Origin of the sequence: Thioclava sp. IC9, assembly GCF_002213225.1 — a bacterium.
Lineage (GTDB): Bacteria > Pseudomonadota > Alphaproteobacteria > Rhodobacterales > Rhodobacteraceae > Thioclava > Thioclava nitratireducens.
The window spans coordinates 152,685-169,222 of record NZ_NBNX01000003.1; the positions used below are offsets into that span (position 1 = coordinate 152,685).

Consider the following 16,538-nt stretch of genomic DNA (forward strand, 5'->3'; position numbering starts at 1 on the left):
ATCAAGAGGCCCGCCACCCAACTTGGAGTAACGCGATGAACCGCAGATCCTTTTTGAAAACCACCGCCGCCACGGCCGTTGTCGCGGGCGCAGGCGTCCCGGCTTTCGCCGCTGACGAGCCGCTGAAAGTCGGCTTCATCTATGTCGGCCCCGTCGGCGACATGGGGTGGTCCTACCAGCACGACCAGGGTCGTCAGGCGATCGAAGAGAAATACGGCGACAAGGTGAAAACCTCGTTCATCGAGAACGTGCCGGAAGGTCCCGATGCCGAGCGCGCGCTGACCCAGCTTGCGCTGGACGGCAACAAGCTGATCTTCGCGACCTCCTTCGGCTTCATGGACGCGGTCGTGAACGTCGCCAAGAAATTCCCCGACGTGAAATTCGAGCACGCCACCGGCTACAAGCTCGCCGACAACCTCGCGACCTATGACGCGAAGTTCTACCAAGGTCGCGCCATTCAGGGCACGATCGGCGGTCGCATGACCAAGACCAACAAGATCGGCTATATCGGCTCCTTCCCGATCCCGGAGGTCTATCAGGGCATCAACGCCGCCTACCTCGCGGCGAAGAAGGTGAACCCGGACGTCGAGATGAAAGTCGTCTGGGCCTATTCGTGGTTCGACCCGGCGAAAGAGGCCGACGCGGCCGCAGCCCTGATCGCCGATGGGGTGGACGTGCTGCTGCAGCACACCGACTCGACCGCGCCGCAGGCGAAAGCTCAGGAAGCGGGCAACGTCATCACCTTCGGTCAGGCCTCGGACATGTCGTCCTTCGCGCCGATGCCGCGCGTCTCCTCGACCATCGACAACTGGGCGCCCTATTACATCGAACGCGTCGGCGCCGTCATGGACGGCACCTGGAAATCGGAAGCCACCTGGGGCGGCATCGACAGCGGCATGGTGAAGATCGGCGAGATCTCCTCGGCGGTGCCGGACGACGTCAAGAAAGAGGCGCTGCAGCTCAAGGACGACATCGCCTCGGGCAAGGTCCATCCCTTCGCGGGTCCGCTCAACAAGCAGGACGGCAGCGAATTCCTCAAGGCAGGCGATGTCGCGACCGACGACCAGCTTCATTCGATGACCTTCTATGTCGAGGGCATTACCGCGGAACCGCCGAAGTAAGCGATTGCACGAACGAAAAGACGAAAGGGTCGGCCAGGCGCCGGCCCTTTTTTCATGCTCGCGCCGCCTCTACCCCCCTTCTCATTGACCGTCATCGTTGCCGCCCCCAGGATTCAGGCGCAAAATTTGAAGTGTCGAGCAACTTGACACATTCAATAATTTGCATCTATCGGTAGATAGAGCGGTTGACGTTAGGGAGTGGGAGGAAGGCAATGGCACATATCGTGGTACTTGGCGCGGGTCTTGGCGGCGCCATCATGGCTTATGAATTGCGTGACCAGGTCCGCAAGGAAGACGAGATCACCGTCATCACCAAGGACCCGAAGTATCACTTCGTGCCCTCGAACCCCTGGGTCGCCGTCGGTTGGCGCGACCGCAAGGACATCACCGTCGATCTCGAACCGACGATGAAGAAAAAGAACATCAAGTTCATCCCGGTCGCGGCCAAGCGCCTGCATCCCGATGACAACAAGGTCGAACTGGAGGATGGCCGCGAGGTTTCCTACGATTACATCGTCCTCGCCACCGGCCCGGAACTGGCCTTCGACGAGATCGAGGGGCTCGGCCCTGACGGCTTCACGCATTCGGTCTGTCACATCGATCACGCCGAGGAGGCCAGCACCGCCTTCAAACGCTTCTGCGAAAATCCCGGCCCGATCATCGTGGGCGCGGTGCAGGGTGCCTCGTGCTTCGGCCCGGCCTATGAATTCGCCTTCATCCTCGACACTGCGCTGCGGCGCGCGAAGATCCGCGATCAGGTGCCGATCACCTTCGTCACCTCCGAGCCCTATGTCGGCCATCTCGGTCTTGATGGCGTGGGCGACACCAAGGGCCTTCTCGAATCCGAAATGCGCAACAAGCACATGAAGTGGATGGTCTCGAGCCGTGTGAAGAAGGTCGAGGACGGCGTGATGCATGTCGAGGAAATCGCCGATGACGGCTCGATCAAGGCCGCCCACGAATTGCCGTTCAAATACGCGATGATGCTGCCACCCTTCCGTGGCATCCCGGCGGTCATGGGGCTGGACGGTCTCGTCAACCCGCGCGGCTTCGTCATCGTCGACAAGCACCAGCGCAACCCGAAATATCCGAACGTCTTCGGCATCGGCGTCGGCATCGCGATCCCGCCCATGGGGCCGACCCCGGTGCCCTGCGGCGTGCCGAAAACCGGCTTCATGATCGAGTCGATGGTCACCGCCACCGCGCATAACCTAGGCAATATCGTGCGCGGCAAAGAACCCGACGAGACCGGCACCTGGAACGCGATCTGTCTGGCCGATTTCGGCGACAGTGGCATCGCCTTCGTGGCCCAGCCTCAGCTTCCGCCGCGAAACGTCAACTGGTCGAGCCAGGGCAAATGGGTCCATCTCGCCAAGATCGGGTTCGAGAAATATTTCCTGCGCAAGCTGCGCAAAGGCACCTCGGAGCCGTTCTACGAGAAGACCGCGATGAAGATGCTCGGCATCGACAAGTTGAAGGCGGTGAAGAAGACTCACTGAGCCGGGTCGGCAACCATATCTGTTTTCAATTCACGGGGCGGGCCTGCGGGCTCGCCCCGTGCTGATTCACGCCGATGGTGGTGACGCGCCGGAACACACGCCTCCGTGAAACGTTTGGTCCCCCGATACACGGCCAGATGCCGTATGAAAGGGAGACGACATGAAGACGTTGAAGACGACCACTGCGCTCGTTGCCGGCCTTGCCGCGCTGAGCCCGGCGATCCTGCCGTTCAGTGCGCTTGCCCAGGACAGTAACACCGCCGCTGCGGAATGCGTTGCGAAAGCAGTCGCAGACGGCACCCCGATGGAGCAGGCGAAAGCCGATTGCGAGGCCAATGCGGCGAATGCCGACGGCTCCGCCGAAGCCGCCGCAGGCACCGATCCGGCGAATGCAGATGCGCCGATGTCCGACAGCGAAGCCGATCAGGCTGCGAAAGCGGCGATCGAAGGCGCCGCCCCGCCCTCCGAACAGGACCCGGCCGCGAGCAGTGACACCCCCGACGCCAGCGCGAAAGCCGCAGTCGAAGGCGGCGCGGATGTGACCACTCAATCCGGGACCACGGGCACCGATGCCAACGCCGACGCGGCCGCTGCCGCGACGACCGATACCGATACGGCCACGAATGCAGATACGTCTGCCGAGCCCGACGCCGCCGCATCGACCGATGCGCAGCCCGAGGCCGCGGCGCCCGCCGAGTCCGACAGGGCCGCGACCGCGAACGGCGAGGGCACGACTTCAGCCGATACGACCGCGACGACCGACGGGTCCGCGACCGCCGCGACCGATGGCTCGACCGGCGCGACGGCTGACGGTTCGACCGACGCCACCGCTGACGGTTCGACTGCTGCAGAAGGCCAGACGAATGCCGAGGCGACGGACACCATGAGCCCCGACACCACCTCGCAGGACGCCCCTGCCCCGGTGACCGACACCACCGAAAACGCCATGCAGAACTCGGCGGCTCAGTCGGAGAGCACCGCGACGGCTGAACCCGAGGCGAAACCCGCTGGCGAGACCTCGACCGATACCACCTCCGACACTCAGGTCGTGCAGGAGGGCAATGGCGGATCGGGTTCCGACGTCGAGCCGAAGGTGGTCCAGCCGAAAGAGGCGACGACCGCAGATTCGACGAACGCCGACGCGAACACCACCGATGCGGCGAGTGCTGACGCGAGTGCCGAGGCGCAAACGGATCAACAGGCGAACACGCAGGACAGCTCGACCGCCGAGGCGACGAAGCTGCTCGAGAACGCGCTGACAGACACCAAGGCCGCGATCCAGGGCGAGGCTGTGCAGAACGAGGCGCTCAACGCACCGGCCGACAGCACCGACACCACCAATGCGACCGAAGAAACGGTGACCGAGGACACTGCACGCAGCGCCTCGGAAGACTTCTCGACCACGGTCGACGCCAAGCCCGACGCACAGGCGCAGGCCACGGCCCAGACCGATTCGAAGAAGAAGAAGGACGGCCTGAGCACGCTCGAAACCGCGGCGCTCTCCGGTCTCGGTGCGCTCGCCGTGGGAGCGATCCTGAACAACGGTTCGAAAGTAGCCGTGAATTCGGGCGACCGCGTCGTGGTGCAGCAGCCCGACGGATCCTATCAGTTGGTGAAGGACGATAACGCGCTTCTGCGTCAGCCCGGGTCGAAGATTCGCACGCAGGACTACGCGGACGGCTCGTCGCGCACGATCGTGACCAAGCCGGACGGCAGCCAGATCGTCACCGTCTATGACGCGCAGCGCCGAATCCTCAAGCGGACGCTGGTCCAGCCCGACGGGACGCAATACCTGCTGGTCAATGACGCGCAGGGCGCAGACCCTGTAGATGTCTCGGCGCTCCCCAAGCCCAAGCCCGTCGCGACGGTGTCTTCCAGCAACGAACAGGCACTGCGCGAAGCGCTGACCCGCCAGAGTGGCGTCGACCGTACTTTCACGCTTTCGCAGGTGCGCAACATCACCCCGGTCCGCGAACTCGCGCCCGCAATTACGGTCGAGAACATCAACTTCGAGACTGGTTCGGCAGCGATCCAGCCGGATCAAGCGCAGGCCCTCTCGGCTCTGGGACAGGCGATCCAACAGCGCATCGACGAGAACCCGCGTGAGTTGTTCCTCGTGGAAGGCCATACCGACGCCGTCGGCAGCGCCGCCTACAACCTTGCGCTCTCGGACCGTCGCGCGGAATCGGTCGCGCTGGCACTGAGCGAGTATTTCGACGTGCCCGCCGAGAACCTCGTGGTGCAGGGCTATGGCGAACAGGACCTGAAAGTGCAGACCGAAGGCCCCTCGGAAGCCAACCGCCGTGCCGTCGTGCGCCGGATCACCGATCTTCTGCGCACCGCCTCGAACTGAGGTTGAGCCAGAGACAAAAGCAAAGGGCGCCCCGCGGGGCGCCCTTTTCGCATCTCTCCCGAAAGAGGGGAGTAGTGGTGGCGAGGGGGGGACTTGAACCCCCGACCCCACGATTATGAGTCGTGTGCTCTAACCAGCTGAGCTACCTAGCCACTGGGGGGCTAACTAGGCAAAGCGGATCGTCCAGTCAAGGACGTTTTGCGGGAAAATTGCCCCCATTTCGCTGCGGCATATTGGGAATTGGCGAAGCCGTGCGCAAAGGCTAGGCAGGAGGAGAAAAGGAGAGACCATGCACGCCGCCCCTGCCCTGCCCCTCACACGCGATATCGTTCTGATCGGGGGCGGTCATACCCACGCGCTGGTGCTGCGGATGTGGGGGATGAAGCCGCTTCCGGGCGTGCGGCTGACAGTGATCAACCCCGCGCCTTCCGCCGCCTATTCGGGGATGCTGCCGGGCCATGTGGCGGGGCATTATACCCGCGACGAGTTGCAGCTCGATCTGGTGAAGCTCGCAAGACATGCTGGCGCGCGGCTGGTTCTGGGGCGCGCGACGGGAATCGATCGGGCCCGGCGGCTGATCGAAGTGCCGGGGCGTGCGCCGATCGCCTACGACGTGGCCTCGATCGATATCGGGATCACGGCAGAGATGCCGCAGCTGCCGGGATTTCGCGAGCATGTCGTGCCCGCGAAACCGCTCGACGCTTTCGCCGATGCCTGGGACGCCTTCGCCGCCAATCCGCCCGAGTCGCCAAAGATCGCCGTGGTCGGCGGCGGCGTGGCGGGGGTGGAGCTTGCAATGGCGTGTGCACACCGTCTGCCACAGGCCCAGGTAACGGTCTATGAGGCCGCCCCCGAGGCGTTGCGCGCGCTCGGCACCGGCGCCCGGAATGCGATGCTGAAACACTGCGCACGGCTCGGCGTGAAGATCGAGACCGACGCGGCGCTGATCGGGGCGGGAAAAGGGCGGCTCCTTCTGGAAGGCGACCGCACAGCCGAGGCCGATTTCATCATCGGTACGGGGTCGACGAAACCCGCCGACTGGCTACCCGAAACCGGACTCGATCTGACCGACGGTTTCGTCACGGTCGGCCCGACGCTGCAAAGCTCGGACCCCGCGATCTTCGCCGCAGGCGACATCGCCCATCTCAGCCACGCGCCGCGTCCCAAGGCAGGGGTCTATGCGGTGCGCGAGGCCAAGCCGCTGTTCGCAAACCTGCGCGCTGCCGCTTCGGGCGGAGAGATGAAGACCTATCAGCCGCAGCGCGATTATCTGAAACTGATCTCCGCAGGCGGCAAGCTGGCGGTGGCCGATAAATGGGGGCTGCCGTTGAACGGCGCGTGGCTCTGGCACTGGAAGAACCGGATTGACCGCAAGTTCATGGCGAAGGTCCACGATCTGCCCGCGATGCCGACACCACCCCTACCACGCGCGCACGCGCAGGGAATCGCGGAGGTGCTGGGCAGCAAACCGATGTGCGGCGGCTGCGGCGCGAAGCTGGGCGGTCAGGCGCTGCGCGAGGCGCTATCTGACTTGCCCGCACCTGCGCGCGCGGATGTGCTGAGCGGTCCGGGCGACGATGCCGCCGTTCTGTCCTGCGGCTCGCAAGCACAGGTCTTCACCACCGATCACGTCCGCGCCTTCACCGAAGATCCGTGGCTTCTGGGCCGGATCGTCGCGCAGCATGCGATGAGCGACGCCTGGGCGATGGGCGCGGCACCGCAGGCGGCCTTGGCGCAGGTCACACTGCCTCGCCAGTCCGAGGAACTGGGCGCGCGGGCCCTGCGCGAGATGCTGGGTGCCGCGTCGGAGGCGTTCCGCCAAGCGGGCTGCGATCTCGTCGGCGGGCATACCTCGATGGGCGCGGAGCTGACCCTCGGCTTCACCGTGACCGGGCTGGCAGAGCGACCGCTGGGCCAAGACCGAGCGCGTCCGGGTGAGGCGCTGATCCTGACCAAGGCGCTTGGAACGGGCGTGATCCTCGCCGCCGAGATGGCGAAGCACGCTCCCGGCGACGTGGTGGCAGGCGCGCTGGAAAGCATGGCCCGCAGTTCCGCCGGCGCCTCCGCGATCCTCGCGCCCGTGGCCTCTGCGATGACGGATGTAACGGGGTTTGGTCTCGCAGGGCATCTCCTGGGACTATGCGAGGCGTCGGCTGTCTCGGCAGAGCTGAACCTTGACGCGATCCCGCTGCTGGAGGGCGCCGAAGCTTTGGCGGAAGCGGGCGAACACTCGACGCTCCTGCCGCAAAACATCGCCAATTGCGCGGGCCGGATGACCGCGCCGCCTGGGCCGCGTACGGAGTTGTTGCACGATCCGCAGACCTCGGGTGGCTTGCTGGCGAGCGTGCCGGAGGCGCAGACGGCGGAGGTGTTGGCAAAGCTGGAAGCGGCAGGCTACCGCGCCGCGCGGATCGGGTCGATTGCGGACGGCCCGGCGTTCCTGCGGGTGCGGTGAGAGATGGGACGCGCCCGACCCTTGGGTGGGCGCTTTGACCGGCAGATGGCTTGGCGCTTTATCTCGCAAGCCCGGAAGACATTCCTACTCGCGATGACATTGCCAATGTGCGCTCCCGGGGGGAGGGTCGGGCGCGGCCCAGGCTGGTCGCCCGTGCCAAGGGCTCACGCCCCTTAGCGCTCCGCCATCTCCTGCGCCTCTCTTACCACCTGCGCAGCTATCCCCTCGATCGCCTCCGGAGCGAGACTCTCAGCCTCGATCACCCGCTCCTGCTCCACATGACGCGCGCGGTGTTTCTCGTAGCGTGGATCATAATGGTCGCGCATCAATTCGCCCGCCAGCGCCGCATATTCACCGGCCTGCGCCTGTGCCTGCCATGCCGCGACCCGCTCGGCGGGCTGGAAGGGCCGCAACTGATCGAGCACCCCAAGCAGACGATCCGGGTCCGCCGTGATATCCGCATAGGCCCGCGCCAGATACTCCGCGCGCTCCGCCAGCGGCGCCCTGACCCGCACACGCGGCGCGTCCTTGATCGCAGCCCAGATCCCGCTCGGCAGTTGGAGATCGCCAATCTTTGAGCTTTCCGCCTCCAGCAGCACCGGTCGCGCCGGGTCGAGCGCCGCGATCTCCATGATCAGCCGGGTCTCGAAATCCTTCTGGCTCGACTGCCCGCCCTCCATCGCCCCGAAGAGAGAACCGCGATGATTGGCCAGCCCCTCCAGATCGATCACCTGCGCGCCCTGTGCCCGTGCCGCTTTCAGAATGTCGGTCTTCGCGGTTCCGGTATTGCCGTCGAGCACCACCACCGGACAGGGCATCGCCGCCTGTCCAGCCTCCACCACCAGCGACCGGAACGCCTTGTAGCCGCCCTCGACCAGCTCCACGCGCCAGCCGACCTGCTTCAGGATCGTCGCGAAAGAGCCCGAGCGCTGTCCGCCGCGCCAGCAATAGACCAGCGGACGCCAGCCGCCTTCCTTGTCGGCCAGCGGACCCTGCAAATGTTTGGCTGCATTCTGTGCCACCAGCGCCGCACCGATCTTGCGCGCGTCGAAGGGCGCGACCTGTTTGTAGATCGTGCCGACGCGGGCGCGCTCCTCATCGTCGAGCACGGGCAGGTTGATGGCGCCGGGGATATGATCCTCGGCGAATTCCGAAGGCGAGCGCACATCGATGATCGTGTCGAAATCGAGCGCGGCGACCTCGGCAATCGAGGTAAGTTTCATCAGTAGACAGTAACCTGCGTGCCGACGGGAACGCTGTTGAACAGCTCGATGACGTGATCGTTCACCATCCGGATGCAGCCGTTCGAGACCGCATGGCCGATCGACCGCGGCTCGGTCGTGCCGTGGATGCGGATCGCCGTGTCATGCCCATTCTGATAGAGATACATCGCCCGCGCGCCGAGCGGGTTCTCCGGCCCACCTTTCATGCCGTCGGCGTATTTCTTGTAGGCCGGGTTACGCTCGATCATCTCTGGCGTCGGGGTCCAGCTCGGCCATTTGACCTTGCGCGCTACCGTCGCCTTGCCGCGGAATGTCAGTTCCGCCTTGCCGACCGCCACGCCGTATCGCATCGCAACGCCCGGCGCGATGATGTGATAGAGGAAGAACTTGTCGGAAACGATGATGATCGAGCCCACCGGCAGATCCGGCTTCACCGCCACTTTCGTCGGGTAATATTGCGAGCCGATCGGCCAGCGCTTGGCCGGTCCGGTCTCGACGCTTTGCGCGGGTTCGGTTGCGGCAAAGGCGGGCAGGCTTGCGAAGGGCAAGGCGGCCAACGAAAGAAGAAAGGCGCGGCGATCCATCTCAAACTCCTGCAAATCCCGTGGCTTCATTCAAGAAAAGCCAAGGGCGAGGCTAGCAAAGCCGCCCCACCCTCTCAAGATTTGGTCTCGGGTCCGGAAAAGACCAGCGCCAATCGTTGCCGCTTTGTCGATTACTTACCGAAAGCGCAGCCCGATTTGACACCGAACTTGCCGAAGATCATTGCAGCCGGGCAGAAACCGGTGAAGGCCGATTGCAGCAGGTTCGCGCCGATGAAGGCAGTAAACCAGAGCCAATACATCGAGACATAAACGGCCAGCAGCAGCGAGATCAGGATCATCACGCCAGCAAAGGCAAAAATCGCACGGTCGAGGTTCATTCGAGGGTACTCCACGAAAAGGTTACGTTGAGACAGAATATAGCATCTCCTCAAGACAAATTCAATTGCTTGCATATGTCTAGCGACGCTTGACCGCAGCCCCGCGCGGGATCAGATAACGTCCCATGAGCGAAGCCACTTTCATAATCGACGCCATGCATTGCGGGGCCTGCACCGGTCGGGTCGAACGCGCGCTGATGGCACAACCCGGCGTTCAAAACGCCTCGGCCAACCTGATGGCGCGCAGCGCCCATGTCGAATTCGACGGGCCCGCCGACCTCGAGAGCCTCAAAACTGCGCTCGATCAGGCCGGCTATCCGGGCCGTCTGAAAGAGGAGATGGCCAGTGGCCCCAGCGCCGCCGAACGCCAGTTACAAGAGGCGCGCCAGCTCCGGCGGCAGTTCCTGACCGCGCTCGCGCTGACCGCCCCGGTCTTCGTGCTCGCGATGGGCGCGCATATGATCCCCGGCATGCATCACCTGATCGCCAGCACGATCGGGATCGAAGCAAGCTGGTGGGTGCAGATGATCCTTACCGCGCTGGTGCTGGCCTTCCCAGGCCGCGTCTTCCTGCGCATCGGCGTCCCCGCCCTGCTGCGCGGCGCGCCCGAGATGAATTCGCTCGTCGCGATGGGCTCGCTCGCCGCGTTTGTCTATTCCGTCGTGGTCACGCTTGCCCCCGGCCTTCTGCCGGAGGCCGCGCGCGGCGTCTATTTCGAGGCGGCGGCGACCATCGTCACGCTGATCCTGCTGGGTCGCTGGCTTGAGGCGCGCGCCAAGGGCCGGGCCGGCGAGGCGATCTCGCAGCTGATCGGTCTGCAACCCAAGACCGCGCGTGTGCAGACCGAAAACGGGGTGGAGGAACGGCCGATCGAGGAACTCGTGCCCGGCGACATTCTGCTGCTCGCCCCCGGCGAACGAGTCGCGCTCGACGGGGTAATCGCCGAAGGCGCGGGGCATATCGACGAGAGCATGCTGACGGGCGAGCCCGTGCCCGTCGCGAAATCCGAAGGCGATCCGATCACCGGCGGAACGGTGAATGGCGAATCCGCGCTGAGCTACCGCGTCACCGCAACCGGCGGCGACACCGTCCTGTCGCGGATCATCGCGATGGTCGAAGCTGCGCAGGGCGCGAAACTGCCGGTGCAGGCACTGGTCGACAAAGTCACCCGCGTCTTCGTGCCCGTGGTGATGGCGCTGTCGCTCCTGACCTTCGCGATCTGGATGATCGCCGGGATGGGTTTCTCGCACGCCTTCGTCGCCGCAATCTCGGTGATGATCATCGCCTGCCCCTGCGCGATGGGACTGGCGACACCGGTCTCGATCCTCGTGGGCACCGGACGCGGCGCCGAGCTGGGCCTGCTGTTCCGCCGTGGCGACGCGCTGCAACGCCTCTCGGAAGTCACGGTCGTGGGCTTCGACAAGACCGGGACGCTGACCGAAGGCCACCCGGCCCTGACCGATCTCGAGCCGCTCGCCGACCTGCCCGAGGCGGAAATCCTCGCGCTCGCGGCAGGCGCCGAGGCGCGCTCGGAACATCCGCTGGCCCGGGCGATCCTCGCCGAGGCCGAAGCGCGCGGTATTACCCATGCACCGGTCAAACGCGTCAAGGCGCTGGCCGGCAAGGGGCTGCGCGCGCAGGCCGAAGGCGCGAAGCTCTGGATCGGCAATGCCGGCGCGATGGCAGAGGCCGGAGCCGATATCACGCCCTATGCCGAACGTGCGAAGGCGCTGGCCGCGAAAGGCCGCACCCCGGTGTGGATGTCGCTCGACGACCGGCCAGTCGCGCTGATGGCGCTGTCGGACCCGATCAAGACAGAGGCGCGCGAAGCGATCGACGCTCTGCACAAGGCGGGCAAACAGGTGGCGATGGTCACCGGCGACACGCGCGTCACCGCGGAAGCCGTGGGCCACGATCTTGGCATAGACCGGATCGAGGCCGAGGTGCTGCCCGACGGCAAGCGCGATGCGGTCGAGAGCCTGCGCCAGATCGGACCGGTCGCCTTCGTGGGCGACGGCATCAATGACGCCCCTGCGCTGGCGGCCGCCGATGTGGGCCTCGCGATCGGCACCGGCACCGATGTCGCCATCGAGGCCGCCGAGGTCGTGCTGATGCGCGGCGATCCGAACGGCGTCGCGATGGCGCTGGAACTGTCGCGCACGGTGATGCGCAATATCCGGCAGAACCTGTTCTGGGCATTCGCCTATAACGTCGCGCTGATCCCGGTCGCGATGGGCATTCTCGTGCCCTTCGGCGGGCCCGGCCTGTCACCGATGCTGGCGGCGGGCGCGATGGCCTTCTCCTCGGTCTTCGTGGTCACCAACGCGCTGCGCCTGCGCCGCGCCCTGCGGTGATCCGGGCGTGGATCGGCAAGAGCGCACCGAGGCCGGAACTCCACCCTTCCCAAGCGGCAAGGAGGGCGCTTAGCTGCGGAAGACTTCGATTGGAGCGCCCGCATGCTGACTCGTCGCCTCTTCCTGCTCTCGCTCAGCGCCCTCGCGGCCTGCGGCGGCTCACCACGCCCGATGGCGAAACCCGCTTATGCGCTACCGCTCCATCGCAACGAGACACCGGAAATCCGCGCCCTGATCAACCGCTACTCGGACCACTACGGCGTTCCGCGCACCCTGACCCACCGAGTCATCCAGCGCGAGAGCCGTTACCGCGCCGATGCCCGCAACGGCCCCTATTACGGGCTGATGCAGATCCTGCCGCAAACCGCGCGCGGCATGGGCTTTCGCGGCAAGCCGCATGACCTGCTCGACCCTTCGACGAACCTGAAATACGCCGTGAAATACCTGCGCGGCGCATGGCTGGTCTCGGACGGCTCTGAAGATCGCGCGGTCAAATGGTATTCGCGCGGCTATTATTACGAGGCCAAGCGGCGCGGCCTGCTCCGGGAAACCGGACTGCGCTGACCCGCGACCTGCGCGGCCTCAAACTGAGGGACGCTCCGCGGGGGGATATTTGCGCCAAGGCGAAGCAAAACGCTCTCTCTTCGGCTTGGCCGAAATATCCCCGCCGGAGGCATCCGGCCTTTCCACGCAAAGCTGCCCTCACTCAGGCGCGCGCAACACCCCGGCAGGCCGGGCCGCAAGCGGGCGCAAAGCGAAGACCAGACCCGCGAGCAGCGTCGCGATCACACCGCCCGCCACGATCAGAAGCGCAGGCATCGGGGCGAGATGGAACTCCGCGCCCATCACCAGATCGACCACGGCCCAGCCCGCGAGCCCACCGAACAGGATCGCGACCAATCCCGCCGCCGCGCCCATCAGCGCAGAGCGCAGCGCGAAGCTCGCTAGGATCGCGCCGCGCGTGGCGCCGAGCGTCTTGAGCATCGCCGCCTCCCAGGCGCGCTCGCGCTCGCCTGCCGCCGCCGCGCCGATCAGCACGACGAAGCCGGTAAGCAGCGTCACGCCCGCCGCCAGCGAGGTCGCCCGCGCGATGGCCGAGAGCGCATCAGTCACGCGCTGCAAGGCATCGCGCACGCGGATCGCGGTGATATTGGGGAAGCGTTCCGCCAGATCGCGCATCACCTGCGCCTCAGCGCTTGGCGGCGCGTAGATCGTGGCGAGCCATGTATGGGGCGCACCGCGCAGCGCCGCGGGATCGAGCGTGAGGACGAAACCGATCCCGCCGGTCGAGAAATCCACATCGCGGAACGAGGTCACCTTCGCGGTGATGTCGCGCCCGAGGATGTTCACCGTGATCGTATCGCCGAGCTTCAGGCCGATCTCCTGCGCCTCCTTGGCCGAGAAGCTGGCTAGCGGCGGGCCGTTATAGTCCTTCGGCCACCACTCGCCCGCGGTGATCTTCTCGCGCGGGGTCTCGGCATAGGTCACGCCGCGATCACCGCGCAGCACCCAATGCTCGCCATGCGTCTTGCGCGCATCCTCGCCGTTGATCTTGGTGATCACGCCGCGCAACATCGGCACGCTTTCGACCTTGGTCACCTCTGGCATGTCAGCCAGCAGATCGGTGAAGGGCTGGATCTGATCGGGCTGGATATCGATCACGAAATAGGCCGGCGCGACCTTCGGCAGATCGCGGTCGATCGCTCCGCGCAAGCCGCTGTCGACTTGTCCCACGGCGGCCAGAACCGAGAGGCCGAGGCCGAGCGACAGGATGACCGAGCGCGCTTCGGAGCGCGGCCCGCCGATAGCGGCAAGGGCTGCGCGCAGCACGGGGCGGCCCCGGGCACGGTGCTGGGCGCGACGCGCGAGCCAGCGGATCAGACTGGCGGAGAGCGTGAGGATCAGAAGCGCCGCGGCGATGCCGCCGACGCTCGCCAGCGTCAGCGTCCAGAGACCCGAGAACCACGCCGAGACGGTGACGATGATCGTCAGAAGCGCTGCCGTCAGCAGAAGCGTGGGCCAGCCCGGCAGGCGGCGGCCTGCGCCGGTGTCGCGGTAAAGCGTCGCCGCGCGCATCTTCGACATGCGCGAGAGCGGCCAGAGCGCAAACAGCATCGCGACCAATGCGCCGTAGAGCGCGGCCTCGCCCAGCGGGCCGGGATCGAGGCCGATCTCGACCGGCAGCGGCAGCGAGCGTTCGATCAGCCCGGATGCGCCGAGTACGAGACCGGCGCCAAGGACGAGCCCGGCGAGAATGCCCGCGAGGCCGAGGGCTGCGAGCTGCAGCAGAAACGCCGCGCGGATCGTGCCTCCGGTCGCGCCGAGCGCGCGCAGGGTCGCGATGGTGGGCGCCTTGCGTTCGATCCACGCAGCGACCGTGGCGGAGATGCCGACCCCGCCTACGGCCAGCCCGGCAAGCCCGACCAGCACGAGGAAAGAGCCCAGCCGCTGCACGAAACGCTCCGCCCCCGGCGCGGCCCGGCGGCGGTCGGACCAGCGCATACCTGCACCGTCGAACCGGGTCTCGGCCTGCTGTTTCAGCGTGGCGAGGTCGGTGTCTGGCGGCAGCGTCGCGCGGTATTCCGTCTCGAAGAGCGAGCCGGGCGACAGCAGCGGCGTGTTCTCGATGGCCGACAGGGAGACGATGGAATGCGGACCGAGGCCCATCCCCGTCCCGGTCGAATCCGGCTCGCGCACGATCCGCGCCATCATCACGAAATCCTGCCCGCCCAGCTGCACCTTATCACCAGAGCTCAGGCCCAGACGGTCAGCGAGGATCGGATCGAGGAAAATCCCCGGCAAGCCGCCCTGCCCCGTCAACGCGTCAGGCGCGACGGGCGGATCAAGCTGCAGCTTGCCGGTCAGCGGATAGGCCCCGTCCACCGCTTTCACCTGCGTCAGCGCGCGGTCGGCGGGATCGGTGCCGGTCGACAGCATCGAGCGGAAGTCGATCACCTCCGAGACCGCCGTGGCGCGGTCGGTGATCCATTGCAGCTCCTCGGGCTTGGCGCGGCGATAGGTGAATTCGTATTGCGCGTCGCCCCCCAAGAGCACCGCGCCCTGATCCGACAGCGCACGCTCGATCGCGGAGCGCACCAGCCCCACGGAGGCGATCGCCGCCACGCCCAGCATCAGGCAGAGCAGCATCACCCAGAAGCCGCGAATGCCGCCGCGCAGCTCGCGCCGGGCGATGGAGAGCGCGAGGCTCATGCGGGGGTGCCCGTAGCAATGTGATCGCCCACGACTTCTCCATCACGCAGCTCCACGATCCGGTCGCAGCGCGAGGCCAGTTCAGGCGCGTGGGTCACCAGCACCAACGTCGCGCCGTGTTTCTCCTGCAGGCCGAAAAGCAGCTCGATGATCGTCTCGCCCGTGGCGCTGTCGAGATTGCCGGTGGGTTCATCCGCCAGCAGGATCGCAGGTCGCGGCGCGACCGCGCGGGCCAGCGCCACGCGCTGCTGCTCGCCGCCCGACATCTGGCTGGGATAATGGTCGAGCCTATGCGCCAGCCCGACGGCCTCCAGCTCTGCCGCGGCGCGCTCGAACGGGCGCTCCACGCCTGCGATTTCCAGCGGCATCGCGACGTTTTCCAGCGCCGTCATCGTCGGGATGAGGTGGAAGCTTTGGAAAACCACCCCCATATTACCCCGACGAAACCGCGCCAGCGCATCCTCGGACAGCTTCGAGAGATCGTGACCCAAAGCGGTGACAGACCCCGAGGTGGCGCGTTCCAGCCCACCCATCAGCATGAGGAGCGACGATTTGCCCGATCCAGACGGCCCCGTAAGCCCGACGCTTTCCCCTTTCGCGATGCTGAGGTCGATCCCGTTGAGGATCTCGACCGGGCCGGTATTGCCGTCGAGCGCGAGCCGCGCGTCTTTCAACTCAAGGATCGTTTCACTCATGCGCCGTCTTTCTTTTGCTTCAAAGGGATATGGGCCGCGCATGGGGATACGCAAGCGGATCGCGGCCGGTTTTATCGCCGCAGGGCTGGCTCTGAGCGCTGTGCCCGCGATGGCGGAGGTGTCGATCCTCGCGCTCGGGGACTCGCTGACCCAAGGCTACGGGCTCGATCATCCGACCGACGGGCTGGTCCCGCAGCTGCAGGGCTGGCTGCGCGATCACGGGCAGGATGTCAGCGTCATCAATGGCGGCGTCTCCGGCGATACGACGGCGGGCGGGCTGTCGCGGATCGACTGGCTCCTGACGCCGCAGCCCGATGCGGTGATCGTGGCTCTGGGCGGCAACGACCTGCTGCGGGGGTTGCCCCCGGAACAGGCGCGCGCGAACCTCGACGGCATCCTCGCGAAACTGCAGGCGAAGGACATTCCGGCACTGCTGGCAGGCCTTCCCGCACCGGGGAATTTCGGCCCGAAATACCAGAAGGATTTCGACGCGATCTATCCCGACCTGGCGAAGAAATACGATGCGGTTCTGGTGCCCAACCTGCTCGCCCCGATCACGGAGACTTCGATCGAGGAGCGCGCGAAGACCAACCTGATGCAGCCCGACAATATCCACCCCTCGCCTGCCGGCGTGAAAAAGGTGGTGGCGGCGCTGGGGCCGAAGGTGCTGGAGCTTCTGGCGAAGGTGAAGCCAGGGAGCTGAGCG

The 16,538-nt window shown here is 66.0% G+C and carries 12 protein-coding genes and 1 tRNA gene; 7 read left to right on the forward strand and 6 right to left on the reverse strand.

Going from position 1 to position 16,538, the window contains the following annotated elements:
- The first annotated feature begins 35 nt into the window (after positions 1-35).
- The 3 genes from B6V76_RS09250 to B6V76_RS09260 all read left to right on the forward strand — a co-directional run bounded on the left by B6V76_RS09250 (position 36) and on the right by B6V76_RS09260 (position 4,973).
- Positions 36-1,121: a BMP family ABC transporter substrate-binding protein gene (locus B6V76_RS09250; RefSeq protein ID WP_075774184.1), complete on the forward strand. Its 1,086-nt coding sequence runs from the start codon at positions 36-38 to the stop codon at positions 1,119-1,121.
- A 212-nt stretch (positions 1,122-1,333) separates the two neighbouring features.
- Positions 1,334-2,620 (forward strand): FAD/NAD(P)-binding oxidoreductase, encoded by a 1,287-nt coding sequence (locus B6V76_RS09255; protein ID WP_088722413.1) that lies wholly within the window; start codon positions 1,334-1,336, stop codon positions 2,618-2,620.
- A 160-nt stretch (positions 2,621-2,780) separates the two neighbouring features.
- Complete coding sequence (locus B6V76_RS09260) at positions 2,781-4,973, forward strand: OmpA family protein (protein ID WP_088727279.1); 2,193 nt, start codon at positions 2,781-2,783, stop codon at positions 4,971-4,973.
- Between the two features lie 75 nt (positions 4,974-5,048).
- On the opposite strand, the gene B6V76_RS09265 is transcribed toward B6V76_RS09260, so the two are convergent.
- Positions 5,049-5,125: transfer RNA gene (locus B6V76_RS09265), tRNA-Met, on the reverse strand.
- Between the two features lie 137 nt (positions 5,126-5,262).
- On the opposite strand from B6V76_RS09265, the gene selD reads away from it, so the two are divergent.
- Positions 5,263-7,428 carry a selenide, water dikinase SelD gene (gene selD / locus B6V76_RS09270; RefSeq protein WP_088727280.1) on the forward strand — a complete coding sequence of 722 codons (2,166 nt, stop codon included), beginning with the start codon at positions 5,263-5,265 and terminating at the stop codon, positions 7,426-7,428.
- A 173-nt stretch (positions 7,429-7,601) separates the two neighbouring features.
- Here selD and mnmH read toward each other — a convergent pair whose 3' ends face one another.
- From mnmH to B6V76_RS09285, 3 genes are all read right to left on the reverse strand, one after another.
- Positions 7,602-8,651, reverse strand: coding sequence for a tRNA 2-selenouridine(34) synthase MnmH (gene mnmH, locus B6V76_RS09275; RefSeq protein ID WP_088722410.1), 1,050 nt, complete (start codon positions 8,649-8,651; stop codon positions 7,602-7,604).
- Positions 8,651-9,235, reverse strand: coding sequence for a L,D-transpeptidase (locus B6V76_RS09280; RefSeq protein ID WP_075774179.1), 585 nt, complete (start codon positions 9,233-9,235; stop codon positions 8,651-8,653). Before B6V76_RS09280 ends, mnmH begins: the two co-directional genes overlap by 1 nt.
- A 131-nt stretch (positions 9,236-9,366) precedes the next feature.
- Positions 9,367-9,573, reverse strand: coding sequence for a DUF2892 domain-containing protein (locus B6V76_RS09285; RefSeq protein WP_075774178.1), 207 nt, complete (start codon positions 9,571-9,573; stop codon positions 9,367-9,369).
- A gap of 125 nt (positions 9,574-9,698) precedes the next feature.
- Between B6V76_RS09285 and B6V76_RS09290 the strand changes: the two genes are divergently transcribed.
- Complete coding sequence (locus tag B6V76_RS09290; RefSeq protein WP_088727281.1) at positions 9,699-11,927, forward strand: heavy metal translocating P-type ATPase; 2,229 nt, start codon at positions 9,699-9,701, stop codon at positions 11,925-11,927.
- A 102-nt stretch (positions 11,928-12,029) separates the two neighbouring features.
- Positions 12,030-12,491: a lytic transglycosylase domain-containing protein gene (locus tag B6V76_RS09295; RefSeq protein ID WP_088722407.1), complete on the forward strand. Its 462-nt coding sequence runs from the start codon at positions 12,030-12,032 to the stop codon at positions 12,489-12,491.
- Positions 12,492-12,629: 138 nt separating this feature from the next.
- On the opposite strand, the gene B6V76_RS09300 is transcribed toward B6V76_RS09295, so the two are convergent.
- Both B6V76_RS09300 and B6V76_RS09305 read right to left on the reverse strand, forming a co-directional pair.
- The gene (locus B6V76_RS09300; RefSeq protein ID WP_088727282.1) at positions 12,630-15,137 is read right to left on the reverse strand and encodes an FtsX-like permease family protein; all 2,508 of its coding nucleotides are present in this window, start codon (positions 15,135-15,137) and stop codon (positions 12,630-12,632) included.
- Positions 15,134-15,832 (reverse strand): ABC transporter ATP-binding protein, encoded by a 699-nt coding sequence (locus B6V76_RS09305; RefSeq protein WP_075774174.1) that lies wholly within the window; start codon positions 15,830-15,832, stop codon positions 15,134-15,136. The genes B6V76_RS09300 and B6V76_RS09305 overlap by 4 nt, the downstream gene beginning before the upstream one ends.
- A gap of 40 nt (positions 15,833-15,872) precedes the next feature.
- Between B6V76_RS09305 and B6V76_RS09310 the strand changes: the two genes are divergently transcribed.
- On the forward strand, positions 15,873-16,535 hold the full coding sequence (locus B6V76_RS09310) for an arylesterase (protein ID WP_240497834.1): 663 nt from the start codon (positions 15,873-15,875) through the stop codon (positions 16,533-16,535).
- Positions 16,536-16,538 lie beyond the last annotated feature (3 nt).

Excerpts from the sequence above, each read along its gene's own strand:
- B6V76_RS09285 (WP_075774178.1), bottom strand. The coding sequence starts at position 9,573 with ATGAACCTCGACCGTGCGATTTTTGCCTTTGCTGGCGTGATGATCCTG.
- B6V76_RS09290 (WP_088727281.1), top strand. The coding sequence starts at position 9,699 with ATGAGCGAAGCCACTTTCATAATCGACGCCATGCATTGCGGGGCCTGC.
- B6V76_RS09280 (WP_075774179.1), bottom strand. The coding sequence starts at position 9,235 with ATGGATCGCCGCGCCTTTCTTCTTTCGTTGGCCGCCTTGCCCTTCGCA.
- B6V76_RS09250 (WP_075774184.1), top strand. The coding sequence starts at position 36 with ATGAACCGCAGATCCTTTTTGAAAACCACCGCCGCCACGGCCGTTGTC.
- B6V76_RS09260 (WP_088727279.1), top strand. The coding sequence starts at position 2,781 with ATGAAGACGTTGAAGACGACCACTGCGCTCGTTGCCGGCCTTGCCGCG.
- B6V76_RS09295 (WP_088722407.1), top strand. The coding sequence starts at position 12,030 with ATGCTGACTCGTCGCCTCTTCCTGCTCTCGCTCAGCGCCCTCGCGGCC.
- selD (WP_088727280.1), top strand. The coding sequence starts at position 5,263 with ATGCACGCCGCCCCTGCCCTGCCCCTCACACGCGATATCGTTCTGATC.
- B6V76_RS09255 (WP_088722413.1), top strand. The coding sequence starts at position 1,334 with ATGGCACATATCGTGGTACTTGGCGCGGGTCTTGGCGGCGCCATCATG.
- B6V76_RS09305 (WP_075774174.1), bottom strand. The coding sequence starts at position 15,832 with ATGAGTGAAACGATCCTTGAGTTGAAAGACGCGCGGCTCGCGCTCGAC.
- B6V76_RS09310 (WP_240497834.1), top strand. The coding sequence starts at position 15,873 with ATGGGGATACGCAAGCGGATCGCGGCCGGTTTTATCGCCGCAGGGCTG.
- B6V76_RS09300 (WP_088727282.1), bottom strand. The coding sequence starts at position 15,137 with ATGAGCCTCGCGCTCTCCATCGCCCGGCGCGAGCTGCGCGGCGGCATT.
- mnmH (WP_088722410.1), bottom strand. The coding sequence starts at position 8,651 with ATGAAACTTACCTCGATTGCCGAGGTCGCCGCGCTCGATTTCGACACG.